Source organism: Paenibacillus sp. FSL R7-0313 (assembly GCF_037969885.1).
Classification (GTDB): domain Bacteria; phylum Bacillota; class Bacilli; order Paenibacillales; family Paenibacillaceae; genus Paenibacillus.
In genome coordinates this window covers 1,855,619-1,882,226 of record NZ_CP150219.1, presented here as the reverse complement: position 1 = coordinate 1,882,226, position 26,608 = coordinate 1,855,619, and the positions used below count along the sequence as shown (strand labels likewise).

Below are 26,608 nucleotides of genomic sequence, written 5' to 3'. Positions count from 1 at the left end.
ACTCCCTATGCTGTCACCCTGTGGTGAACGACAAAACTATCTATTCTGCGCGAGAAAACCAATTCCTCTTTTTTACATGTAAAAAATTTCTTATTGCGCTTTCATTTATAATTTCATCAAACAACTAAATTCCATATGGTATAAATACGAAAACAGGAATTCGCAAATGTGAAATTATTAATACAGGAACACATTTTCCTATCTATTAGAATGTAAAGCGTAGGTTGTGTATGCAGGGAGACTTGAAGAATATTAAACATAGCTCAATATACTGATTTGCCGATTAGGATCTCGCCAGTGTCAGCGTGTAAATCTCGACTGGAATCTCCATGTAAAAGCCAGCATTTAGAATAACCCGCCCACAAGCGTCCAAGGTGCTACCTGTTGTGTAAATGTCATCAATCAGCAGTAACTGTATGGGTTTGGCATGTGTCATGCCCATATGTGTTGGTAGATGAGATCCCCTGTATAGCTCTTCAATTAACTTCATGCCATCCGGGTTGATGGAAAAAGCGTTCTTCATCGTTTCAATACGCTCACCGCGTGATTTGAAGCTTTGTTTGGTGGTGTTGATCTGGCGCTGCAACAGATCAAGGATGGGCAGGCGGCAGGCGGTGGCGAGCCCAGCAGCCAGCCGCTCCGCCTGATTGAAGCCACGTTCGGCCAGCCGCTCGCTGCTCACCGGGACATAGGTGACCGCGTCAGGCCGCCATTGTGGCTTCGTTTGTTGAGCATGTGTGGCGGAATGAGCCACGGGGGCTGGGGGTTCTTTTGCCAAAGCAGAATTCTGCTCCTCTCTCATCGCTTGAAAGGCTTGAATCAACAGCGCGGTTAAGAGCGGCGCGTATCTTTCATGGCCTCGAAATTTGTACATTCCAATCCATTCTCTCATAAGAGTGTTGTATTGTACGGCGCTGCGGTTGGCGATAAAAGAACGGTTTTGCATATGTGGACGAGCACAGTCCGGGCATCCGACACCCCGACCACAACGCAGGCAACGGATGGAACGGATCCATGGAATCTGCTTCACACAACGTGGGCATATGCCTGGATAGGTAGAAGACAGAATTGCTCGAGTCCCACATGTCAGACAAGTCGCTCCCGGCGGGGCGAGCAGATGATGAAGACGCTGGGTCAGGTACTGCGCGTGATCGGTTATGTTGCTGAGCCAGTTGAACATAGGGGGCATACCTCCAGTCTCGGGAATGTATTGTGATATGTGGATACGAACTGGGCAGATGACAATTATGTCTGGGATGGTGGATGCAGGTAGCCTTTGCGACGAGCGATGGTGTTCATTTTCCGAATCTGGGCAACGGCCTTCACCTGTGAGCGCGTCCGACGAGACGATGCAAAAACCACTCTACCCGCCGGGTCATCCATGGAACGCCCTGCTCTACCCGCCATCTGGACCAGTGAAGCTTCATCAAAGAGACCATTGTCTGCATCCAATATAAAAACATCACTGCGCGGAATGGTCACGCCACGCTCCAGAATTGTGGTGGTTACGAGCAGACGAATGTCGCGATCACGAAAGGCTGTAACTTTGCTAGCGCGATCGGGGTCTTGGGATGAGGTTCCTTCGATATGGATTCCAGGAAAAGTACGACGCATCAGATTCACAAACGCCTCAATCTGGGCAATACGTGTCACAAAAACAAATACCTGGGCGTCACGCTCCAATGAAATTTGGATGTTAGTCCTCAAGGCAGAAGGAAGATTTCGTTTCTTAATACATTCAGCAACGGTAACCATTTTGATCAAGCGCGGGACAGGCAAAGGATGACGGTGAAAACGTACCGGGACTTTGGCATGATTGAGTTTCCCCCGTGCTGCTTCCCTCTGAAGCCGAGCAGGCGGTGTGGCAGATAGATAGACAAAATTCCCGGCCGGTTTACAAGAGGATGCCGCCGCGTGAGCGAGCATGGGATCATTGTGATAAGGGAACGCATCCAGTTCGTCGATGATAACAAGATCAAACCCCTGATAAAAACGCATCAGTTGATGTGTGGTCGCAAGCGTGAGCTGAGCGTCTTTCCAACGTTCATCACTACCTCCGTAGAGAGTAGCGAGCGAGGTGTCCGGAAAAGCTTTCGCCAGACGCGGAGCTAGTTCCAGCACCACATCCCTGCGCGGCGTAGCGACCAAAGCTCGTCCGCCACGATCCAATGTATGTTGGAGTAGAGGGAAAATCATCTCGGTCTTGCCGGCCCCGGTCACGGCCCACAGCAAGAACCGCCCCGGCCCTTCCCCTGCGGGTGGCCGGGCCAAAAACGCAAGCGCCGCGGCAGCTGCCGCGCTCTGCGCTGCGCTAAGCCCCCACCGGGCGAGCCCGCCGCCGGTGGGGGCCAAGGCCGTGCCACGCGGTGCTTCGCCGCGTCGTTGCACGGCCCCTTGCGCTGCACTGCGTAGCAGCAGCGCACAAGCACGGCTGCGCCCCAGCGCGAGGCAAGCCTCGCAGTAGGCGCAAGCCGCCAGGCCGCAGGCAGCGCAGGGCACGCGCTGCCTGGCTTCGCTGCCACAACGGTGGCAGCGGGACGCGCTCCGCGCGCGTCCAAGCCACGCGTGCCGACGGCGCGTGGCAGGCCCTTCGAGGGCGGCTGTGATACTCAGCCGCCCGTGCAAGCGCGCGAGCTGCGCAGCCGCGCGCCATTCCCTTGGCGGCTGGGCGGTATCCGCCAGCAACGCCTCCGCCTCGGCCGCCAGTAATTGGCGGCCGTTGATCCGCTCAGCCAGCAGGGCCGCGTCCCGCTCCAGCTGAGCCCACTGCCCGGCGGGATACGGCTCTGGCATCCCGCCTACCTGATTGCCACGCACAGCAACACTCCCCGCTTTGCCCGCTATAACTTTTCTCGCCTCTGTTTCCCCCGAGGCCAGTTCATACACATCCAGTTTCCGTGCAAGATAGCTCTGCCATTCGTACTGCCCCCACCGATCCATACCTCGCTCCATCTCAAAATGTTCAACCAACCAGGATGCCTGGCTTAACGGCACCATCTTATCTAACAGCAACCAACGCAGCACATGTCGCCCACTTCCTCCCTCGAGCCACCAGGCCACATCCACTCGAATATCGAGGGACAAGATCATGCTCCACCCTTCCCCTACACGGTACACATACAAAGCGACCTTCATTTAATCTCCTCCCCCATCGCACTTTCTCCTGAACGCAAAAAAAAGCACATGCCAACCCGGCTGTTCGCCGGAGCATGTGCTTCATGTCCATATTCCATCTTCTTATGATTAATCTACATATCACTATACCAATTGAATCTTTACATCACAAGGTTAGTCACATTACATGATTCCATCATACAATTCTGCTAATAACCAGAATCTTTCTTTAAAATTGCGAAACTTTTTCCAATCTGAATCGTCTATACTTTTAAATTAAGAGTTCTGACTTCGAAAATCTTATTTCTGTGATCAAGAACTCCTCATACCCAGGCAATAACCATAGATTGCATAAAAACCCATTTTTAATTTAAAAGCAGACTTGGCTACAATTACAAAAAAAGACTACAGCTTCTGCTGTAATCTTTTCACTGTAGATCTGCGAAATGTTAATCCCATTTCCCGTTCACATGATGATTTATTGCTCTGACTCACGCAAATCAATCAGTCGAAAAGTGTGATCGGTCTGTGCTACCCGTTCAATATCAGCAGGGACAGCAGGCAGATAAGATGTCTCCATTCCTTGCCTTTGCATAAGCTTTTCAATAATCGTAATTGTTTCCGCTTCTGTACGATCAGCAACAACGGTTAATCTGAAGCTTTTTCCACGGTATAATAATTCCCGGCAAAGTTCTCTTACAATGCCTTCGATCCGCCCTGCCTGATTGGAAGGGATGAGCAGGATCTGCTCGAATCCTTCAGATTCCGGACGGGAAAGATGGCGCTGGTGCATGGCATGAACGGCCATTGCCGCCAGGAAGTATATGAGCAGAATCATAGTCAGATGAGCAACCATGGCAACTGCACCTCCTCGGAAGGTCATGCTCACCCATGGCGAACATCCCTGTATACAACAAGTATATGCTGTACTTCCTGAAGGGTTACACTTGCATTTCCTATCACTCATATTCCACGCTGATCGACACCGGACGAAGAAAGACAGGCCAGGTCATTCATTCACGCCTAAGCTTGAACATATGTTCCGCATAACCTTACGCTTTGCTCATTTGCAGTGATAAAGTCCATTAACCCGCAGACCAATCCAACATTCTGGAAAGGGCGCGAGTGAACACCAATCTATACTTCGTCAAGGTTGAATCAACCAATGGACTGACTTACCGTAAGAATACTGCTTTACGAAAAACATAAGGTATTAGAGCGTAACCCAACCATATTTGATCGAATTGATAACGGCTTGTGTACGGTCATCCACTTCCATCTTCTGCAGAATACTGCTGACATGGTTTTTTACTGTTTTTTCACTGATGAACAGGAATTCACCAATCATTTTATTGCTCTTACCTTCTGCCATCAAGCGAAGTACTTCAGCCTCACGACGTGTGAGCGGGTTATTGTCGCCAGCGACAAATTTAACGCCTGCTTCCTTCGAAGCTCCTTCACTCATTGCCCCTGTTTCATTAAGATACGTCATACGACGCAGCTGCATGATCAGTTTGCCTGTTACTTTCGGATGAATGAACGCATGTCCTTCATGCACGGAACGAATCGCATTGATCAGAGACTCAGCCTCCATATCCTTCAGCAAGTATCCGTTAGCCCCTTTACGAAGCGTCTCAAACACATAACTTTCATCATCATGAATGGACAAGATAATTACTTTGACATCAGGGAACAGCTCACGCAATTTCTCCGTTGCCTCAACCCCGTTTTCGATTGGCATGTTGATATCCATCAATACGATATCAGGTTTATCCTGATTGCAGAATTCGAGCACTTGAATACCATCGCCGCATTCGCCGATGACCTCAATGTCGTCCTCCATATTTAAAATGCGTTTCAGTCCCTCACGGAACAGCTGATGATCATCAGCCAAAAGAACTTTAATCGATGCTTTACCAGTATCACGGTTTTCCATCATCCTGCTACTCCTTTCCCTTATCCACGTTTGTCGGGATATGAATCACTATTTTGGTTCCTTGATTTTCTCCGGATTCAATCTCTATTCTTCCTTCTAACAGTTCAACCCGTTCTCTCATCCCAATCAGACCGAAGTGGGTATGATCCTTGCTTTTCTTCGCAAGAAGCTCCGGTTTGAACCCAAGCCCATTGTCCTGAACGACAATTTTGACGAGCTGAGCCTGGTATGTAATTTCCACTACAACATAAGTGGGATAAGCATGCTTTGCAGCATTCGACAGACCTTCCTGCACGAGGCGGTAGATCGCTGCCTCCATCGCGGAAGATAAACGGTGTTCTTTACCTCTTGTTTCAAAAAGCGACCGGATTTTCGTTTTTACCTCAAAATCCTGCACGTACTTCCGAAGCGTTGGAATCAGTCCCAGATCATCCAGTGCCATAGGACGCAGATTGAAAATAACTTTTCTCATTTCTTCAAGACTGGAACGAACCTGGCCTTTCAAATCTACTATTTCGGCCTGGACCATCTTAAAATCCTGCTTAATGAGCATTCTTTCTACAATTTCCGTCCTAAGCACTAGATTGGCGAGCATCTGCGCAGGCCCGTCATGAATCTCACGAGCAATACGTTTCCGCTCTTCTTCCTGGGCCAAAATTATTTTCAAACCAATCATTTGTCGATTTTTGGCTGATTCGATGATCCGGGTCACTTGACCCAGTTCACCTGACAGGTACTCGAGTACAACACCCATCTGCGAACCGATGGTCTCGGCACGCTCCACAGAAGCTTCCACATTTTTGGCACGCTTCTGCAGATCATCCCGACGAGCCTTCAGATACATTTCCTTCTCACGATAAATCATCAGATCCAGCTGCAGCTGTGTTGCTTTCTCATACGCCTGCTTGATATCATGCTCGGAATAACGGACAAAGTCGCGGCTAACCTCAGTCAGCCGGATCCGGGAACGGCGGTAGTTCAGCTCCAATTGATCTACTTTCTCGATCGTTTCCGCCGTCTCCTTCAGTACCGACTTTAACTCCTCGTTGAGTGTTTTCAGCTCATCACGAGTTGCGTCCATAATCTCGAACATTTGATATTTGCTGTTTTCCATGACTTGTATGGCGTTTTTAATGACGCGGTCTATGGCATCGGCTTGTAAATCCACGTTTGTTCGACTCCATTTCTATCGTTTCCGGTATATATCATACCATATCACGATGAGATGGTAACGGTCTTCGTTTTCTGTTCCCATTTTACAGTCAGACCAAGTTGCTCGGAAACGAGTCTAAGTGGGACTAAAGTCCTACCACCTGTTACGTATGGTGCAACAGTTGCGCTCTGTCTTTTACCATTCAGAATGAATTCTTTCTGCCCTACAACCAGATCAATCAGCTTGCCACCACGTAATACCGTGATTCGCTGATTTTTGCTATCCCAGCTTGCCTGACCACCAAAAGCGTCCAAAACATGTTTGATTGGCACATACGTCGTACCATTTTTCAGGACTGGTGCTGCATCAATCGCTTTTTTCGTTCCATTCACCGTCATCGATTTCTGTCCAAGCACAAGCGAAGCTGTTCCCGTAGGCAATCCGACTTCACTGGACTTGGAAGGCATCGTGAATGCGATGTTGTCAAAAGCAACCATACCTGATTTCGCACGCTCATCCTGCCCTTCCTCTACGTTCACCACATACACCCGCTTCAGCTTCGCCGGATAGGCGATGTTCAGTCCGTTCAGGTCCACACTCAGCTTCTTCCACCCGTTCCAGTCAATCGCCTTGGCGAGATCGGCATATACCGTTTTGCCATTGGCATCCGTGAATTCGGCACGCAGCCAGTTCAGGCTCTTATCTCCCAAAACATCCATGGACATTGATGTAGCTGCTGCAGATACCTCTTTACCTGTGGAACCGTTCAGTTGTGCATAAGCATACATTTTGCCTGTTCCAGCAGTCATATCATAATCGAGTTGCAGCACATTGGAGCCAGCTTTTTCACCAGTTCCTGCAGTAACAGTTGCCGAACCAGTCACACCCGCTGCGTTTGTCGTGAAGTTGATAGGATAATTCACGTTGTCGAAATTCTCCCAGATCGTTTCGCTGGCAGAAGCCGAGAGGACTACGACTGTGCTGTAACCATCGTAACGACCAATCGCATATCCCACTTGTGCACCAGAATTGACGGAAGATACGGTTAATTGGTCAGCAGTAACTTTACCTTTGAATCCGATAAATTCCCATGTCAGCGAGTCTGCCGGAACCGTAACACTTTGTCCGCTCTTCGTTGTTGCCGTTACAGGAATGGACATCGTTGTGCCTGCTTTGAGCGAACCGAGACCTGATCCTGCTGTCAGGGAAGCCAGTTCACTTCCACCCAATACCGATACTTTGATGGAGGATGAAGCTCCATTGCTCGTTGCTGTCAGCGTTGCTGTGCCTGGCTTCACGCCTTTGATTGTGCCGTTGCTGACACTCACGATGCCGTTGTTGCTGGACTTCCAAGACATGCTGATATCGCCTGTTGCGATCGGGTTGTAGTAGGTGTCATATCCTTTGGCTGTGTACTTGCCCTCTTGTCCCACCAGCAGCGTTTGGCTGCCACTCACGGCAAAGCCCTTCAGTTTACCTACAGGAGCCGTAGAGAACACACCCAGCGTGTTTACAACCTGACGTTGCTCGGTGCCATACTCTGTGTTGAACGTCAGACCGGCGGTTTGCTCACCTAACGGACGGGTTACCATTGTTGTGGAGCCGCCTCCGTCCAGGTTCATGCCTTTCCAGACACCCACACTGGTCATAAAGGATTGTAGTTCCGTCAGCGACATCCCGCTGCTGTTACTGTTTTTCTCCGCTGCAATGATGTAGACGTACCGACCATCCTGAGAGTATCCTACTGCCGTTCTTGCACGAATACCACCAATGCCAGAAGATGCGATATCACGGGAAAAGGAAGCTGCCTTACCACCATTCACAAGAATGGTGTGACCACCAATCATCATCTCCAGATTGCTTGGATCGACCGATTGCCCGGTTGTTTTGGCTTTCAGTTTGTAATCCGCATCCAGGGTTTGCCCAACGGATAGATGGCTCATGATCCATGTCGCCGCTGTTCCATGCGCACGCAAAATGTACCCATCCTGCGGCACCGTCATGTTTAACGCTTTTTTATCCGAGATTTGGGTAATTACCTCGTTCTGCACGAGAACCTCTGTTGGCGTTGTGGAAGGGTCATTTGGACGTTTGGTGGATGTCCATGCCGGTGTATAAATATACATCGAGTTGGCATGACTATATTTCACCGCGCCCGACTCTACTGTATAATCCTCTTTATTTATCCCACGCAAAGCAAAGGTTGAACCATCCTGTGCCTTCACGGTTCCGTCAAAAGAATACTCGTCGATCATTGGCTTGCCATCCTTGGTCACCGTGAGGGCATACATGCCCGACAGTTCAGAAGGTGTGGAGACCAGCACGCCATCGGAGACCTGTCCACCAATGGGCGCGAGCTCGCCGGATACATTAAAGTAATCGCCATTCACAGCAGCAACTGCGCCATTTTCTTTAGCCATGGCACCTGTGCTCTGTTTACTGTTCAGATTACCGCCCTTGCCTGTCATCACATCCAGCTTCACATACGGATTCTGCAGATCCACCTGGATGACATCCGCCAGTACGTTGACCTTGGAACCGGAACGTGTTGTTGTATATCTGTATTTCATGAGCTTCGCACCCGAAGTCAGAATTTCTTCACTCAACTTGCTTGTATTCGTAGATGCCGCTGCGGCCACCGATTGCCACGAAGTGCCTGACCACATCTGCCCGCCTGCACTCATCACCGGTGCAATCCAGATCACACCCGCCAGCGTCACAATCGCCCATTTCTTCACCTTACTGCCCTTAACGTCTTCCAGCTGTTTCCCATGTTTCCCCAGCATGTCTGAAACGTCTCTCCCATCTTGTATATCAATCTTAGACATCACGAACACTGCCAAGTAGGCAGCAGATAGCGAGATCTCTAGTATACTCTTCTATTAATAGACTGCTTTTTGTGGAAAAAGTTACGTTTGTCCCCTATATTAGCATGCATAGATTATGAAAATAGCACACTTTCATATCTCGGATGTAATATTCCATTCATATGTAGGTCTATATAAAAAGAAACACATCAGCGTGAGTAGTTCGGCTGATGTGCTTTTTAGATACATAACAATGATTATCTCTTTAAGATTAGCGGTTACAGATAACCAATTCTATTTAGCATACGTTTTAGCATGACTGCCGCTTGTGCTTTTGTTGCATGTGCCAGCGGCTTAAATTCAGTATCCGACACACCATTAATAATTTCTGTCTGTACTGCTTTGGCAACAATGTCCTTGGATTTAATAGATTTCTTATCCTTGAATTTAGATAAGGTATCCTCAACTGACAGTTGAAGGGTTGCTGTTTGCCCAGCGTAATTCATTGCTCTCATCAACATAATGGCCATTTGTTCCCGGGTGATGAATCTATTGGGTTGGAATTTATTATCGCCAACACCCTCAATAATTTTCGCCTCCACCGCAGCGCCTATATATGCATAAGTTGAACTGTTTGCATTCAAATCTCGGAACTGTTGTGCAGCTGCACGATTGCCTTTTAGCCCTAATCCTTTGGCAATCAACTCAGCAAACTCTGCTCTAGTGATTTTCATATCTGGCTTAAATGCAGTAAGGTTATCAGCACTTATGATCCACTTGGAGGCCAACTCTGTAATAGCATCTCGTGCCCATGGTTTTGCATTCGGGAAGCTTACCAAATGAGTCACGGGGGCTACGATCTGATTACCGTTTAATTTACCTCTAGCAACCAATCCAGATGTTATAGTTCTGAAAGTTGTTGGTACATAGGATAACGTCTGTGTGTTTGAATCAACAGCAGTTAATCCGGATAAGACTGTTGACGTGTTCCCAGGAAGTTGCATCCAAAAATGACTTTTGATATTCTGTTCTACAGTTTGCCCGGTATTTCCGTTATAGAGCTCAATATGAACTTCTGTCACGTTAGCCAGTCGCTGAGCGTTAGAACTTGTTAACATATACTCTAACGTTCCTAAGGAGAATATAGGAAGAGCCTCTAACTGCACATATAATATGGCAGTACCTGGGGCTGTTGTTATCCCTGCACTTTGTCCCATAGCCACAACTTCCAGTTGTGACAAGGACACAAGCCAGACACTATCACTATATTTAATGCCAAATGAACCAGTGCGGTAAGTTGCAGCTATCCGAGAGAGCGTATGGAACGGGATTCCTACAGATGCTGTTGCTTCACTCTCTGGAACTTCGAACATGACGGGTTGGTTTAGTTTCCCGCTAGAATACGCATATTCAAATGCTTGGGCAAGCTTGGTCTCATCAATGGTAAACTGCCGTGTTGGACGATTGTTCCGTGAAGTTATGGTTTCGACAGCAGCTGTATCACTTTTCATAATGTACATTGATTGTCCAAAACCGGATTCAGCTGCACCTACTTCACTAATCCATGAAGGACGCCCCTCCAATGGAGTAGTGGGTGTAGCTGTATTTACCTCTTTTACTTGTAATGAAAGTGGACCAAACGCCTCTACTTCAGTATTAAGAGCATCCCGAAGCGAAACTGCCCCCGGTGTATAACTAACGATACCTGTTTGTCCTGCAGATGCAGAAGTGGGCAACTTTAAAGTAACAACTGAGCCGGATGCCGATGCGGAGCTAACAGCTACGTTATTGCTACCAATCTGTACTCTGAACTGAGCTGGACTTAATGCAGAATCTGCCTTTAAAGCATTACGGAAGTTAATGAGTATCGTGTCTCCTTGTAACACACCAGACAGGATCGTTCCATTTCCATATGTGTACGTAACGGGGGTTAAATTCAAGTATCCCGCCGGGTTTCCGTTTAGGTCCGTTAGACGGCTCGTTCCAGGAACGTAAGATAGCGTCACAGTCTGTGTACTTGTAACTGGCGAGGCCAATGTCAGTGTAACGACATCATCTTCAATTTCCGAATCATTAACAAACACAGCTTTCCCGTCTACCAGTACCGAATACTGACTTTTCAAAGGTTTATTTGATCTACTTAGCGGTTCGTTGTAGCGAATCCATAGTTTATTGCCGCTGACCTCAGCGCTTTGGAACTCAGGGTTCTTCGTGTCAATACTATTACGAACGTAAAATTCGCTAAATCCGGCAAGCGCTTGACCGCGACTATCCTTTACAGCCCATTCACCCGGCTGATAGGATACACGGACGACTTCACCATTCGTAATCGAACGACTAAGGTTCAGGGTGACAAGTGAACTGTTATTGGTAGACATGCTACTTACACCCACAGACGTTCCATCCGCTGTCACGCTGAATTGTTTATATGCTTCACTAGAATTAATATATACGGTCTCAGGATAATAGAGATTAAGCGTACTGCTATAGACGCTGCCTTCTCTAGGTTTGGACATGATTGATTCCAAACTATTTTCCACGTCTCGGGCTCCGAAGGCTGCTGCCGAATTCATAGATAAATCCTGAATTTTGCGCGTTGATGATCCAGGTGAGTATCCAATGCGAACCACTTGTCCTACTGCTACACCTGTATCTAGAACAACGTAAACACTATCTCCAGACACATAAGACGTAGATACATTACGTGACTCCCCATTAACAGTAACGGAGAAACTGGATGGCAGAGGATCAAGACTTGAGAGCAATTTGTCATAGGTCAGACGAATGATGGTATTACTGTACATTTTGGAAGTTTTGAGAACAGGAGCAGTTCGATCTAACGTTAGTGTACGGAATGTCCACGATGTGGCTCCGTTAAGTCCTGTATACAGATTACCTGATTTGTCTCGCAACACTCCCCCTGGAATATCCACGGTATAGCTTGTATTGCTAGTTAGACTACTCGATGGGATAATTCGCAGCTGGCGATGATTCGAGCTATTGACAGACGTAGATGTTGTTATTACTGCTCCGCTCGCATTTCTTAGCGTTACTGATCCGGGATAGCGAGGATCAAGCTCTTTGTTAAATGTAACTGTTAGCTCTCCTGTCAGCGCGACTCCACTCACTCCGTTAGATGGTGATAGAGAAGATACCACTAAGGAAGTTGGGTCAGATTGAAAAACTGTAAATTGCCACCCGTTAATTCCTGTTCCCGCGACATCATGCCCTGCCTTGTCTCTTAAAGCTCCTTGATCTATGTCAACTGAGTATGTAGCATTATTGGAAAAACTTTTCGCGGGATCAATTGTAAGCGTATTGCCGCTAATCACGACACGAGACTGCGGTAGCGCCATGTCATACTTCTCAAATTCTGCACCGTTTTCGTAAATCACAATTTCTCCAACACCAGCATCAATTGGATTGCTAAAATTTGCTTGTAAATTGGAATCACGTGTAACAGACACTGCACCATTAATTGGAATTAGGGAATTTATAGTCGTAGCCCCAAGTCCCAAGGTGAAGAATGACCAAGCTTCTTCATTTAAGCCATTAAAAGGATCATTATCTCCGTATTCAAAGGATTTCGCTCCGATTCGAATGGCGTAGTGCCCACCTTTTAATGCTTCGTTCAACTGAAAATTTATAATTTTCCCTACACCCGGGATATCAGCGGAATCAGCTATAACGTTTACTTCAGAATTTACAGGAACTTCTGCAACCAGCTTGTTCTCCGGTAATCTGTATATGGATATGTTCTCTAGCGTACCTGTAACTTTTCTTACTGGCTTCTTGAAGACAAGACTAAACGGTAATGTACTATCAACGTTTCGAGCACCTAATGCTGGCATAGATGACTCAATCCCCAAGCCAGTTAAATCGTCATCTGCATATGCAGTACTCTCTTTCAACCCCAAACCACTATACCAACCTTGCGTAGTCAATAATACAATTAACAATCCGATGATCCCCTTGCGGATCAATCCTTTTATACTCACCTTTCGTTCCTCCCCATCCAGATTCAACTCTTTATTCCATGTATAGACCTCTTTAAGTATTTCGGCAAAAAGGAAATATTTGATTAGCAATTAGTTATAATATGTAAATCTATTTCCCCTTTTCGTAATGCAGAGATATTCCATGACGCTAATGTAAAAAGAAGCCCACGATTCCTTAAAGGAATCATGGGCTTCTACATGTCTTGGACAGGGTCTTACAGACCTGCTTGAGTTTTCAAAAGGTCTACTTTGTCCACTTGCTCCCAAGGTACATCCAGGTCTGTACGGCCGAAGTGACCGTATGCAGCGGTTTGTTTGTAGATTGGGCGACGCAGATCCAGCATACGAATGATGCCAGCCGGACGAAGATCGAAGTTGTTGCGTACAAGCTCAACCAATTTCTCGTCGCTGACTTTGCCAGTTCCGTATGTATCCACGTTGATCGATACCGGGTTGGCTACACCAATCGCGTAAGCGAGCTGGATTTCCACTTTGTCTGCAAGTCCTGCAGCTACAAGGTTTTTCGCTACGTAACGAGCCGCATATGCTGCGGAGCGGTCTACTTTTGTTGGATCTTTACCAGAGAACGCACCACCGCCGTGACGTGCATAACCGCCATAGGTATCTACGATGATTTTACGTCCAGTGAGGCCTGCATCTCCCTGAGGTCCGCCAATAACGAAACGTCCTGTTGGGTTGATGAAATATTTAGTCTGTTCATCCAGCAATTCAGCTGGAACGACAGGCAAGATTACATGTTCTTTGATATCTTTTTGGATCTGCGCAAGTGTAGTCTCTTCAGCGTGCTGAGTAGACACAACGATTGTATCTACACGTACCGGCTTGTCACCGTCGTATTCAATCGTTACTTGCGTTTTACCATCCGGACGAAGATATTCCAATGTACCGTTCTTACGCACTTCCGCCAGACGGCGTGCGATACGGTGGGACAGAGCGATTGGCAAAGGCATGAGTTCTGGTGTCTCGTTCGTTGCAAAACCGAACATCAGACCTTGGTCACCTGCACCAATGTTTTCTGTTTCACGAGCGACTTGTTCCGGGTCACGATTCTCAAGCGCTGCGTTCACGCCTTGGGCAATATCAGCGGACTGCTCATTCAGAGAAGTCAGAACTGCACAAGTGTTATAATCAAATCCGAATTTGGCACGTGTGTAGCCAATATCCTTAATTGTATTACGAACGATGGACGGAATGTCCACGTATTCAGAAGCTGAACTGATTTCACCGATGACAAGCACTAAGCCTGTGGCTACGGAAACTTCGCAAGCTACGCGAGCATTAGGATCGTTCGCCAGGAACGCGTCCAACACGGCGTCTGAGATCTGATCGCAGATTTTATCCGGATGTCCTTCGGTTACAGACTCCGATGTAAATAGATGCCGGCCTTTAACAGACATGAAGTTTCAACCTCCCATAACTAGTAGTATGGCGATTGCCCGAACAAAACATGACAGCGATTCGTTCACTGTACCCTCGAAGCTTTCCAAAAAGGAATAAGGACGCGGAGTCCGCAGTACCGAAGATAAGGATTTTTCAGGTAATTGCCTCAAACGAAAATCAACCTTTCCCTAGTGGAAAAGGTTGCATACCTCAAGTGCCATCTTAACGTATTTGTCAAGACGTGTCAAACGAAATGGGGTAAGGAAAATGCCCTATAAGTGCTGCTCTGCCTGACGAATTAGCCTTTTGGTGATCTCTCCACCAACCGATCCATTCTCGCGGGAAGTCAGATGTCCCCACCCTTTGTATTGCCCATAAGAGTGATCACTTACTTCACCCAGTTCAGATCCAAATTCTGTATCCGCACCAGCTAAACCTCTGCCACCATAACCCACATTGAGACCAAACTCTGCAGCAATCTCATACTTCATCTGATCCAGCATTTGACGACTTTCGGGTACCACTTTACGATTGCTTCTAGCCATGGTTCCTGCACCTCCATTAATTGATTGTCAACAGTTATAGAGTGAGCAGGAACAAGGTTGGCTAGCCGTATTAATGTTTGTTAGAACTGGGTAATCTGAGCAAATGAAAAGTATGACTAATGAATAATTCATTTAGCAGCTACAAATCCTATTTCAAAGTATATCCACCACGAACCATTACGGTTAGGCTATATTTGTTTCCTTCCAATACAGTTATTCCCCGTCCATCCCTTGGAAAAGAGAGCAAGTGATTGGTCGGCGCTGCCTGTCCATTCGTCAGGTCAATCCCGTCCGTCAGATCCGCTACACCATTCGTACCTTCACTGACGATCACAGCTTTGCCGCTACGTACAATGAACTCCGCGCCAGACTTGCCGATCAGCTGTTGCCCCGGCTTCACGGTTACGATCTCAACGGCATCAGAAGCGCCTGAGACCAGTGGAGGAAGTGAAGTGTCTCCTCCTGTGCTACCGGAGTTCCCTGTTCCCGTAGAGCCGGAATTATTACCGGATGAGTTACCAGAACCTGTGCTAGCACCGCCACCCAATGCTTTTTGAATCTGCTGATCTACATAACTCTTCGTTACAACCGGATCGTCTGCTGTTCCTGGCTGGCTTGTACCTGCACCGATGGCCGTATTGCTATATACCGACCCAACCCACACGCCAACACCAATCGCGAGCGCAGCAAGGGATACTTTCATATAAGGTTTCATGTGAATCATTTTCCTCCTCTGGTAATCTATTAACTTTAACTATAGAGAAAAAATAGGGATGCCACAAGCAAAACCTCGTTTCCGTTGGTGTGGAAACGAGGTTTTGTGGACAAATCTAACGATTATTCGAATCTATGCATCTATCTTATATCGACGGGTTCTTCCTTCGGAAGTTTGGTCAGGTCATATCCATAGCTTTGCTCCGCAAGACGAAGACGTTGCCCTTGGAACTGATCATCTACGCTTAAGCGATACGAACCACCACGCAACTTCTCGAAGAAGCTGTCTTCTACGCTCCAGCTCAGTGTTTGGTTGGTCCCCACTTTCAGATCGGTTCCCAAAGTCAGCTCTTTCTCATATGATTTACCTGCTTGATCCGTCATTGTAAGGATTAACTTATGCTCGTTCTCGCCCATCTCAATCTCTTCATTACGTGATAAGCTGTAATTCATCTCGATCTGTACAGACGAGCTGCCTGCCAGGTATGCTCTCACACTGTTGGCAGTCCAAGAGTAAGGATAGAGATCAATATTGGTTAACGAGCCTTGAACACTAATGGAGGTTGGCGGCACTTCGAATGCCAGAGCATTCACATAAGCAGTTGCTTCCCCTTCGCCCGTTACAAACTTGCTATCTGCAATACCTTCACCCACAATCAGACGCAAGTCTGAGAAGGTCACCGACTTCGGAATCTTAGCCCAGAATGTAACAATCGACTTCTGGCCCGGCCCAGGCAGACGCTCTGCTTGCTTCGCAGTTGCTCTGTAATACTGGCCATCCGATGTTTTGAAGTAACCTACAAGTTTGCCAAGCCCACTTTGACGCAATGATTTGTTCGTCATTTCGAATTCGGTATATACAATGTCCGATGACGTTCCTGGATAACGAATCGTTCTCCGCACACCCATTTCGGTCTCTTTATCCGCTGTACCCGATGTGTATGTCTTGCCGCTTCCAACATAAGATACAGGTGAAATCAGTCCAGACGTATTGAGCGTGATCCACTCATTCGTTTCTTCTTCACTAACTTTCTCGTTCAGACTAAGTTCCAGACGAGAGATACGTAATTCAGAAGGAATCTTGGTCAACAGGTACGCCTCGGTTGTCATGCCTGCTCCAAGTAGCTTGCCACTTTGTGTATAGATTAGCTTCTTGTCTCCCTCAATCTCAGCAGAATCAATCATAAACATTGCTTCAAGTTCAGGAAGTTGGACTGTTTTGTTACCTGCGTTACGAATGGTCACTTTTGCCGCAATAATATCACTGTCAAGCCACGGCAACCGCTGTAGCGATCCAAAAGACACACCAAATGTACCTTTGTTATTCTTAATGACCGTTTCGGTCGTCAATCCATCTCCGCTGGATACCGATTCAGGGATTGCGTAGACGCCTACAGGATAGGAAAAAACAAATCCATTGGTTGGAGAAGAAGCTGTTGCTGACTCTGTACTTTCATTTTTGTCCACCGGACTCATGACATAGAGCTTGATCTTTTTTGTATCACCATCACCCTGAAGAGTTGCACTGAGCTTAATCGTCTTGATATCGCCTGGGTTCAACTTCAATGTATCCAGAGCTTTGGTTTCGATCGGATAGACTGTTCCGTCGTTATTTCTTATTTCAAAGGTATACGTCGGCACCTTAATGGCTTTCTTGCCTTCATTCTTGAGTTTCATTTGTAGGTTAAGACTATATTCACCATCATCGATTCGAACTTTGGCAGATTCAAGCAATGTGGACAGTCGTTGTCCTTCAACAGAAATGATATTCGGCTGATTGGCAGCAACCTCTACATTCGTCTTGCTAGCCTCTGGCAATTGCAGAGCAGCAACAGGCAGAACACTCTTCTCTTCACCCTGTTCTTCTACCAGCAACAACTCAGACTTTTGCAGTTTCACTGACGTAGGAAGAGATGCCATCAGACTGAGAGCCTTATTAGCTTGAGCCTGGATGCTGACACTCGTGCTGTCTTTATCCGGGGTTAGCGGATAGTTTGTACCACTTGGCGTGCGCAAAATCCATTTGATATTCGGATTTTCAAGCAATTTATAACTGATATTGTTTAAATTCACGCCAATTTTCACATACTGTTTCTTATCTTCACCTGGGAACACTTTAATGCCTGACACTTTCACCTTCACGGCAGAGTCGCTTAGACGAACCGTCTTCGGCTTACCTACGGGTGTGGTAATGCTATAGGATGCGGGCACGTTAAATTTACCCAGCGTACGTTCATAGTTGGCTTGACTGAAATCCCACTTCACGATGAGGAAGTTCAGATCACTGAGTTTCACCTCGCGACCCACTTTCATAACATAGGTCAAGTCAACTGTTGATCCAGGCGCGACTGTTTTCTTTTCCTGATCTTTGGCGATCAGTTTAGGCGAGAACGATGTTCCACCCTTTGTCTTTACCTTGCTCCAGTAATCGAGCATCATCATTGGGGTGCTGTCATTGTTCTTATAAGACAATGTATACGTAACCACATTGCCATCGTCCTGGGCCAAAATATTGACATCTGTTAATCTTACGGAACTTCGTGCTGTCACTTTAACAGCCGATAGGTTACCGAGTGTATGTACAACCTGTTTCGTGGTTGTTGTCGTTTTCTTCGATGTACTGCTATTTGAACTGGTCGCAGACGTTTTATTGGTTGTGCTCGCCGCCATGGCAATGCCAGCCGTTGAACTGATCAACAAGACACTCGCGAGCAAGCTTACAAACATTTTCTTTTGATTCACTTCCAAACCTCCCATAAGTTGCTTGTTGCTCTTATAGTATAAACGTTTGGAAAGGTTAGAAAGTTACGATGTTGTTGTGTTTTATTGAATAAGCCACAATAAAAAAAGACCCTTAGATTCCTCTAAGGGTCTTCTCTGAAAAACTTATAAATTAGTACTGTCTTTGTACGGAAACGTTGGAAGCATCAGCAGCGTTACCGGATTTGTCAGTTACGAATTTGTTAGTTGCATTTGTAGAATTGAGGTACAGTTCTACATAAGAACCAGCCAATTGTGTAGTAGAAGCAGCTTCAAATGTAACTACTACTTGATTATTAGCACCAGCAGCAACTGCAATAACGGTAGCTTCGGATCCGCCAAGACGAGCCAAGAAGCCAGTAGTGTTGTTAGCAACATTTAGGTCTTCGTTGAATGTCAATGTAGCAGTGTATTGTTTCTTACCGTTTTGAACAGCACCTTCAACAACACTGAAGTTGTTGTTTGCTGCCAATTTAGGCGCGATACCATCAGTCAAAGCTTTGCTCAGACTTCCTGCAACTTTAATACCGTTAGGGCTTACGGATTGAATGTTTGCAGCAGTAATGGAAGTGAAGTTTGCATTTGCAGGAACAGCAGCCAAAGATTCACCAGTAGAGATTTCGAAGTGAGCCAATGTGTTACCGTCCTTAGTGTCAACACTGTTCAATTTCAAACCATAAGTTGCTCCAGTCGCACTAATAGCGAAGTCACTTGCACTTACAGAAGACAGGTATCCGTCAAATTGAACATCAATCTTTTTGTCAGATACAGCTTTAACAGACTCAACACCGATTGTTCTTTCAGCTTTAGCCACTACAGTTAAATCACTAACTACGTTACCAGCGATGTAGTTATCTTTAGTATCTGCAACATTAGCGATACGCAGTTTCAAAGTATCATTTGCGCCCAAGTATCCATTTTCTTTAGCAGGCAAGGAAATGCGTACTTGCTGTGCATTTACTTGAGTTACCTCAGTATTGTTTGGAAGTGGCAACAAAGGTCCATTGTTAATTTGGTAGTTATATTTGTTTGCATCGATAACGCTACCGTTACCAGTTGCAGCCATTTCTTTACTGAATGTAACATAGATGTCAAGATCTCTCAGAGAACCATTGCCAGTGTTCTCTTGAACGAACCAAGCATCGTTAACTTTTGGTTTAGCAATGTCACTTACATCCACAGTTGTGGAGTACGGCAACATTGTGTTTGCAATTGCAGCGATATCACGGATACCAGCGATTTCCAAAGTGTATTTACCTTGTGGCAACTCACCGATTGTAGTGATTTGAACACGCTTGTTACCAGTACCATCTACGAATTTAGGAGCATTAACTGGGTGACCAGCTGCTGTGAAGCCTCTAGTAGTAACCAGTTCGCCTTTTTCATTTTTCAAAGTGAAATTAGCGTTAGCTGTTTTCAGAACATCAGTAGATTCAACAGCTTTGCTGAATTCAATAGTGAATACGTGGTTGTTGTTGTAAACTTCAGCAGTTACAGAAGCAACTTCTGGACGAGTAGTGTCAATCACTGGAGTCACTTTAGAAGTACGTGTAGCAGAGTTGTTGCTATAGTCTGTTACGCCTTCCAAAGTAATTGTGTTTTCACCCAAGCTAAGCTTGTTGTCGTTTTCGAAGTCAACAGTTACTTTGTTATCTTCAACAGTAACAGTTCCTGTTTTACCAGAAGACGTGTGGTAAGCTTTGCTCACGGATTTAACAGACTCGTTAAACTCGATTTCAACTTTATTCAGGTTTGTAGCTTTAGCACTAACTACTTCTGGAGCTGTAGTGTCTTCAACTACTTCGAACTCAACTTCTTTTTGCAGAAGTTTGTAACCTGCATAGTCTTCAACACCATTTACTGTCAATGTGTGTTTACCAACGCTCAGGTCAGTTGTGATAACTGCAACACTTGGATAAGTGAAGTTAACATATCCAGAAATTGCTTTACCGTCGATGCGGAAGTTAGAAGTTGTGTTTACAGAAGAAGCTTTAACCGGCTCAGAGAATACAACTTTGAAAGCTTTAGTTCCGAGGCCTTTTACTTCTGAAACTTCTGGCAAAGTAGTGTCAACTGGAGTCACTGTTACTGTCTCTTTGAACACTTTTGATTTGTCAGAGTTTTTAACATTGCTTACATTCAACTTGTAAGCTTTTTGGGAAGTGAATGTTTGCTCTGCTGGCAGCAACAAAGTTACTGTTTTCTTGTCAGAAGACAATGTAGCAGATTTGAATTTGAATCCGTCTACTGTGTAGTTAGACTCAAGTTCAGCGCTATCAGCATCAACATCACCATCAAATGTTACAACAACTTGTTTAAGGTTGTTAGCAGTTGCACTAACAACTTTTTGAGCTGCAGTTACAACATAAGTAACTTTTTCAGTGAAAGTTTTATCTTTGTAAGTAAATTTCACTTCAGTTTCTTTGTTAGCTTCAAGAGCTTTATCCAAAGTTACTTTTACAGTTTCGCCGTCGCTGATTTTGAACTCAACTACTTTACCAGCTTCGGATACTGTGTAAGATTCAACTTTAATGCTTTGAGCTTGATCGATGGAGTAAGCTGCACCTACCAACAATTCACGGGAAGCATTACCAGAGAAGTTAGCGTTAGCGTCGATCAGACCTGCGTTGATCGCTGCTTGAACATAACCTTTAGCCCATGCTGCTGCGTTGTTGTTAGTTTCAGTTGGGATTTCAAGATCAAGTGCACGAGTCAAGATTGTAGCCATTTCAGCTACTGTCACTTTACCATTGAAGTCGAAGATTTTTTTCTCTACGTTTTTACCTTCCATGATACCTGCAGCAGTTACTGCTTCGATGTAAGGTACAGCCCAGTTTTTAGCTGTGTAGTTTTTGTCGTTGTAAGAAAGAGTTCCAGTGATCTCTTTCAGACCCAACAATTTAGTGATAACTTTTGCGAACTCAGCGCGAGTCATCTCTTTGTCCAGACCAGCTGTGCCATCTGGGTAACCATTGAAGATACCTTTTGCTTTCAATGCATCAAACTGTTGTTGTGGTGTTACTGCTGTGTCACCGAATGCTACAGATGCAAACATTGAGAATGCCATTGCTGTAGACAGTGCTACGGATAAAATTTTCTTCATAACCTTTTTGTCTCCTCCTTGGGCGTTCATAACATTGGAATTTTCTTTAATAGGGTCGCTCGTATTCCTCATTCTATTGTCGCACCCCCTTTCCAGAGTTATGAGCAAGTTAATATAAATGATGTCTGTGAGCATATCACAGAAACTTGTAAACAAGAATAAAAGATAGAATCATACGTAAATAGAGTAGTTTCCTAATCCTACCTTACGTATTATACAATGGGTCTCTCGTGCCGTAAAGCAATTTTTTCTAATAAATAGACAAGATTCTTCACGAGGTCATTCTTGGTAAGTTGCCCAATGTTTTCGACTCTACATCTTAAACGCAGCAGATTTCAAAAAGTTGCGGATTCCTCAAAAAAAGTTTTGAATTTATTTATGTATTGATGCAGTGCGGGTCTATAACGGGTTCAAAACCATTAATGCAGATGTATTTATGACGCTTTGTTCGAAATCACCATGTGTAAGAAATGATTTAGACGTTTATTTATACCCGTTATTTTCCACGATGAAGCGACAAATTCTACAAAATTAAAAATAAAAGAAGAGGGCCCTTAAGGGCCCTCTTCTTGGATAAGTGACTATAACTTAGCGGATCTTCATCGCTAGCTCAATAATCTGAGCACGCATATTCGGATCACTATTCAATCTCAGATACATATCGTCAATTGGTTGTCTGTTCTCCCGGTATGTCTTCTCATGCTTCATCGTGGTGTGAGACCATTCAATCAATTCATTCTCGGCCAGAACCAGACTGTTATACGCATCATGGAAACCAGTTGACTGTACAAGTCCTTCCATTACTTCCTGAGAGATCTCCTCTGTCTTACGTGTATCTTCCAACTTTTTCTCCAGAATGACTGCCTGCTTCTCGAACTGTGTCTTTGCCTTCATGTAACCCAATTGGGCTCTCGAATAAATCGGTTTCATTAGCTAACTTCACCCTCTAGATCATTGTGTATTTACCGTTATTGTATCTTAATCTCTAGCAAATTACAAAAATAGTTATTGGTAAAAAACAGATTTCTTCTATTATAAAAGAGTTCTATATCAGTTGCTACACAGTCATAAAAAGAACCCGCCCCTTTAGTATGAGGGACAGGTCCTTCCTAAAATTCATCAATTCATCTCAAAACTAGCTTAAGTTTTTAGGGAATACTTTTGTGCTCTTTTTCAGTAATTCAACAGCAATTTTACCTGCTTCTGCACGCGTGAGATTACCTTTCGGGTTAAATGCATATTGTGGCTTCTTCTGTCCAGCCACTGTAACCGGAGAACCCTCCATGATCTTGGCTTTGGTCACAGCTTGTACCGCTGGTCCAGCATAACTCTCCATGCTGCCGGAATCGATGAATGCCTTCGCAAGGGCACTTTGAAGTTTGCTATCATTAGCAGCCATTTTCAGTTCTAGTGCCCGTGCAATCATCACTGCAGCCTGTTCGCGTGTCAGCGGACGATCCGGTCCGAATACACCATCTGTCAAGCCAGTAATGATACCCGCTCTTGCTGCGGTCTCGATACTGTCATAATCCCATGTGAATGAACTTGTACCTGGTGCAACATCCGTAAATGTTCTTCTACTATCGGACGTAATTGGTAAATTCAGACCTTTCACAAGAAGAGTTGCAAACTCTCCACGTGATGTACGGTCATCTGTACCGAATTGTTCAAAGCGCAATGGAGCCATGAATCCTTTAGCATAGAGTGCATTTAGAATGTTTCTTGCCCACCCATGGTTCGTAATATCGTTATAACTTCTTCTCAGCTTCATTACTTTATAATAACCAAACTCATCAAAAGGAACGGTCACTGTATGCTTCTTCGAATCCACTTCGCCGCCAATCCGTCTCCACTCTCTGCTTGGAGAATAATAAAATACAGAGATTGTTGAACCAGCATCATCTACTACATTCGGATCATAAGCAAGAGTTAATGTACCCCGTTGTGACGGTTTGATTTTTCGCTCTGCAGGCGTCAAAGGATTACCGTATAACGAATCTACAGTATAGGGGCCAATTCCATTCGTTGGCTCTTTGTAATTATTATCTCCTCTTGTACCCGACTCCCCAAGGCCGCCGCTTACCCAGTAAATTTCGGAAATTGGGCTAAAGTTGACCGAGTCCCCTACAATTGCGGAGAACCTTCTATAATAGTCATCGGGAACGCTTAATGGATTCGGATCCTCTGCTTCTGTTCTGAAACCAACGATGCTGCCATAGTCGTTCTTCCGCTCCACAATTCCTGTGTTCGGATCAGCAATACCAAACAACAGCTTGTTGTTCGGATAGAATTTAGCAATCCCGCTGAGGTCTGTGCTCTGCATTACCGTGCCTTTCGGGAAACTCAGTTCCAGCTGTTTATTGAATGCTGAATATTTGTTGGCTACCTTAGGCGCCATATACTGAGAGTCAACACCTGTGTTGCTTGTATAGTACACTTCCACTGTATCATTTGTTTTGACACCATTGCGATCAATCGTCAATTTGATTTTATTCACTTTGTCAGCCTTAAGCCCAACATAATCCAAAGCAAAACGATCTGTTTCTGTGCCTTGAAGCTTTTTAGCCGTTTCTTTATCAATAACAACGGAAGTAGCTCCTTCAGCCTCAATATCAAAATGAACAAAGTTTTTGCTTACAACAATTTGACTGCCTGAAGTAGGACGTGGGGCCAAGATGCGATAACCCGCTGCTTCTCTGACCACTTCTACTTTTTGGCTCGTTTTTGCACCTGTTTTATTATACAAATCCAGTGTGTAGATGTATGTTCCTGGTGTCTCAGCTTTTAAGTCTCTCAACCGCACCACAAAGTCCTTCTGACTTCCGGAACGATCCACAATAACATTACCATTGTTCAGTGCATACTCAGGAGAGATTATTGGATCTTGCCAAGTTGTATTAGTTGCCGATCCATCTGGTATGTTCAAGTCAAAAATCGTTTGAGTACCCATACTCAAGCTCATTCGAGTCGCACCTGCACCACGGATAGCCAAGTCAAAGTTTTTCAGGCTGGTCGTATATTTCTTGTCCGCAAATGTGAAATCCGTGGACAGGTTAAACAGGTTCTTCACCCATTGGTCATCCGGATTATATGGATCAAGGAATGTCGAGCGATTTTTACTTGGTGCAGGCTGAAAATTGTTGATTGTAGATACATTGTTATCATTGATGTAAATACGCAATTCTTTAGTTACTTCATTCAGTTGGCCTTTATCTCCAGTCCCTGTTCCCGTTAATACAATACGGTTTTCCCCAAAGAATAATGGTCCTGTGTCTCCATCGATATCAATCTCAACATCCTTGAAACTTCCATCAGCACCCAAAGTCAATTGTTTTTGCTTAGTGTTCGCTACAGGATGTGTTGAATACACTTTAACCCCGTTCGCAAAAATCTCTGCTACAAAGTAGTTGCTATCTAATGTAGCAAAATCAACGTACTTACCTTCAAGCAACAATTTATCTGTTTTTTTGGAATTCATATCATATGTTTGGCCATCCGTCAGGTTGCTCACAAAAATATAGTTTTTGGACGCAAATGAGATCGTTGCGTTTTTGCTTGATTTTGATCCAGTAAATTTAAACTGAACGGTTTGATTTCCGTTTTTGAAACCTTTAATTTGATAAATATATTTCGTTGGAGATACCTGTATAGGCGTTGGTGAAAGTTCAATTGGGCTTGTGCTCCTTGGAAGATATTCCGCTGTCAACAAGCTTCCATTAGGATTTCTGCTAGTCTCTACGAGGATATAGAAATCTGCAGAAGTGACACTAGAACCTGAAAGTGGTACCCCTTCTGGTGCAACGCCAGAACCGCTGTAGTCTTTAAGGTATCTTAAATCCGTAATTACCGTTTCGTTCTCAAGATATTGAAAATTCATGTTTGCACTCGCAGTGTTTTTTCCATATTTGACAGTCAACGAATGATTCTGTAAAGAATCAATCGAGGTGACTGGAGGTGTGCCAATTGTTGATTCTGTAAACTTCAAAGATGGAATTTCGAATGAAAACAGAGAATATGAAGGTGTGTTGATCCCCACACTAGGAATAGGTTCAATCTTGGGAACAATGCTAGTCAACGTACCATCCACAGAAATTTCAGGAATAGCAGTGGTTTTATCATCCGGCAAAAGCAATTCAACCATCACACTGGCTTGTGCAGGATCCCCCCCATACGTAGGCCGATCAGTTAACATGCTCTGAGACAGCCCATCCGCGCCCTCTTTCAGATCGAGCTGAGAGAACGGATTTTCTTCATCATAGTAGAGCAGAGAATACGTGAATTTATTTTTGTCTACTCCGCTTTCAATCGTTACAACCAGATCATTCTTACCTGATTTTAATCGAAGCATTGGTGAGAAGAATGTACCATCTTGTGTAGATAAAGATGTTGGTAAAGCCTCACCATTATTCAGTGTTACTGTTACTTTGGAGGAGTTGTGAGCTACACCTTGAATCGTCACATCACCCGTATCCACAACAACCTGCGATCCTTCATTCAGATCGAGGTTATCCGCTCCACCCAAAACTTGCAGTTTCTCAATGTAGGGTACAGAGTCATACAAAATATAAAAGCTTTCGGAACGCTCACTTGGGCCTTGGGAGCCGGTAAACGTCACTTTGTTCATTCCGGGGAACAAGGTAAGTGTTGCGTTAAAGCGATTATCCGGTCGATTAGGATCAACTGTGACAACAGCTGGTGCTAATCTTGAACTATCTGGAACCCATGTTCCATCTTTTAAATTCAATAGCTGTACGTTGGCACCCAACGTTGAGCCAGTAACATTCGTAAACGTACCTGTTACAGCTTGCTCCGCGCTAGTTACCACAAAAGCAGTCGAACGAGAAAGAACATCAGAGCCTGTTCCAGTCATTTTGAGTCCTACTGTACTTTTCAATGGAACGTTGGCTGTATTATCAGGAGTAAAATAACTCGTCTGTCCCGCCGCCGATGCGACTGGTGCAAGGCCAGCTGGTATAAGAGATACAACCAGTGCCACCATCATCAGCCAGATTAACGGCTTTTTCGTACGTTGCATTCAATCATCTCTCCTCTTTTTAAGTCAGTTACCTTTATATAT

The 26,608-nt window shown here is 45.2% G+C and carries 15 protein-coding genes; 1 reads left to right on the top strand and 14 read right to left on the bottom strand.

Annotation, left to right across the window (positions count from 1 at the left end; translation table 11 throughout):
- Positions 1-283: 283 nt before the first annotated feature.
- Positions 284-946: a ComF family protein gene (locus tag NSQ38_RS08220; protein ID WP_339788488.1), complete on the bottom strand. Its 663-nt coding sequence runs from the start codon at positions 944-946 to the stop codon at positions 284-286.
- Here NSQ38_RS08220 and NSQ38_RS08215 point away from each other — a divergent pair, their 5' ends adjacent.
- Positions 947-1,216 (top strand): hypothetical protein, encoded by a 270-nt coding sequence (locus NSQ38_RS08215; RefSeq protein WP_339788485.1) that lies wholly within the window; start codon positions 947-949, stop codon positions 1,214-1,216. It abuts the gene before it with no gap.
- 29 nt (positions 1,217-1,245) lie between these two features.
- On the opposite strand, the gene NSQ38_RS08210 is transcribed toward NSQ38_RS08215, so the two are convergent.
- From NSQ38_RS08210 to NSQ38_RS08150, 13 genes are all read right to left on the bottom strand, one after another.
- The gene (locus NSQ38_RS08210) at positions 1,246-2,499 is read right to left on the bottom strand and encodes a helicase-related protein (RefSeq protein ID WP_339788483.1); all 1,254 of its coding nucleotides are present in this window, start codon (positions 2,497-2,499) and stop codon (positions 1,246-1,248) included.
- Between the two features lie 1,093 nt (positions 2,500-3,592).
- Entirely contained in the window at positions 3,593-3,970 is a 378-nt protein-coding gene (locus NSQ38_RS08205) for a hypothetical protein (RefSeq protein ID WP_036612497.1), read from the bottom strand.
- Positions 3,971-4,327: 357 nt separating this feature from the next.
- On the bottom strand, positions 4,328-5,050 hold the full coding sequence (locus NSQ38_RS08200; protein WP_026081439.1) for a response regulator transcription factor: 723 nt from the start codon (positions 5,048-5,050) through the stop codon (positions 4,328-4,330).
- Between the two features lie 7 nt (positions 5,051-5,057).
- Positions 5,058-6,218 (bottom strand): sensor histidine kinase, encoded by a 1,161-nt coding sequence (locus NSQ38_RS08195; protein ID WP_074092506.1) that lies wholly within the window; start codon positions 6,216-6,218, stop codon positions 5,058-5,060.
- A gap of 47 nt (positions 6,219-6,265) precedes the next feature.
- Positions 6,266-8,989 (bottom strand): stalk domain-containing protein, encoded by a 2,724-nt coding sequence (locus tag NSQ38_RS08190; protein ID WP_339790448.1) that lies wholly within the window; start codon positions 8,987-8,989, stop codon positions 6,266-6,268.
- A 299-nt stretch (positions 8,990-9,288) separates the two neighbouring features.
- Entirely contained in the window at positions 9,289-13,008 is a 3,720-nt protein-coding gene (locus NSQ38_RS08185) for a SwmB domain-containing protein (protein WP_339788480.1), read from the bottom strand.
- 215 nt (positions 13,009-13,223) lie between these two features.
- On the bottom strand, positions 13,224-14,426 hold the full coding sequence (gene metK / locus NSQ38_RS08180) for a methionine adenosyltransferase (RefSeq protein ID WP_091036339.1): 1,203 nt from the start codon (positions 14,424-14,426) through the stop codon (positions 13,224-13,226).
- Between the two features lie 255 nt (positions 14,427-14,681).
- The gene (locus tag NSQ38_RS08175; protein WP_017691962.1) at positions 14,682-14,954 is read right to left on the bottom strand and encodes an alpha/beta-type small acid-soluble spore protein; all 273 of its coding nucleotides are present in this window, start codon (positions 14,952-14,954) and stop codon (positions 14,682-14,684) included.
- 148 nt (positions 14,955-15,102) lie between these two features.
- Positions 15,103-15,669: a hypothetical protein gene (locus NSQ38_RS08170; protein WP_301880100.1), complete on the bottom strand. Its 567-nt coding sequence runs from the start codon at positions 15,667-15,669 to the stop codon at positions 15,103-15,105.
- 140 nt (positions 15,670-15,809) lie between these two features.
- Positions 15,810-18,410: a hypothetical protein gene (locus tag NSQ38_RS08165; RefSeq protein ID WP_339788477.1), complete on the bottom strand. Its 2,601-nt coding sequence runs from the start codon at positions 18,408-18,410 to the stop codon at positions 15,810-15,812.
- 151 nt (positions 18,411-18,561) lie between these two features.
- Positions 18,562-21,603 carry an S-layer homology domain-containing protein gene (locus NSQ38_RS08160; RefSeq protein WP_339788474.1) on the bottom strand — a complete coding sequence of 1,014 codons (3,042 nt, stop codon included), beginning with the start codon at positions 21,601-21,603 and terminating at the stop codon, positions 18,562-18,564.
- Positions 21,604-22,119: 516 nt separating this feature from the next.
- A complete protein-coding gene (locus NSQ38_RS08155; RefSeq protein ID WP_076332560.1) occupies positions 22,120-22,461 on the bottom strand; it encodes a hypothetical protein in 342 nt (113 codons plus the stop codon).
- Positions 22,462-22,666: 205 nt separating this feature from the next.
- Positions 22,667-26,566: an S-layer homology domain-containing protein gene (locus NSQ38_RS08150; RefSeq protein WP_339788472.1), complete on the bottom strand. Its 3,900-nt coding sequence runs from the start codon at positions 26,564-26,566 to the stop codon at positions 22,667-22,669.
- Between the last annotated feature and the right edge of the window lie 42 nt (positions 26,567-26,608).

Bases quoted from the DNA above. Each gene is read 5' to 3' on its own strand.
- NSQ38_RS08220 (WP_339788488.1), bottom strand. From the start codon at position 946: ATGCAAAACCGTTCTTTTATCGCCAACCGCAGCGCCGTACAATACAAC.
- NSQ38_RS08215 (WP_339788485.1), top strand. From the start codon at position 947: ATGTGGACGAGCACAGTCCGGGCATCCGACACCCCGACCACAACGCAG.
- NSQ38_RS08205 (WP_036612497.1), bottom strand. From the start codon at position 3,970: ATGGTTGCTCATCTGACTATGATTCTGCTCATATACTTCCTGGCGGCA.
- NSQ38_RS08200 (WP_026081439.1), bottom strand. From the start codon at position 5,050: ATGGAAAACCGTGATACTGGTAAAGCATCGATTAAAGTTCTTTTGGCT.
- NSQ38_RS08190 (WP_339790448.1), bottom strand. From the start codon at position 8,989: ATGCTGGGGAAACATGGGAAACAGCTGGAAGACGTTAAGGGCAGTAAG.
- metK (WP_091036339.1), bottom strand. From the start codon at position 14,426: ATGTCTGTTAAAGGCCGGCATCTATTTACATCGGAGTCTGTAACCGAA.
- NSQ38_RS08175 (WP_017691962.1), bottom strand. From the start codon at position 14,954: ATGGCTAGAAGCAATCGTAAAGTGGTACCCGAAAGTCGTCAAATGCTG.
- NSQ38_RS08170 (WP_301880100.1), bottom strand. From the start codon at position 15,669: ATGAAACCTTATATGAAAGTATCCCTTGCTGCGCTCGCGATTGGTGTT.
- NSQ38_RS08160 (WP_339788474.1), bottom strand. From the start codon at position 21,603: ATGAGGAATACGAGCGACCCTATTAAAGAAAATTCCAATGTTATGAAC.
- NSQ38_RS08155 (WP_076332560.1), bottom strand. From the start codon at position 22,461: ATGAAACCGATTTATTCGAGAGCCCAATTGGGTTACATGAAGGCAAAG.
- NSQ38_RS08150 (WP_339788472.1), bottom strand. From the start codon at position 26,566: ATGCAACGTACGAAAAAGCCGTTAATCTGGCTGATGATGGTGGCACTG.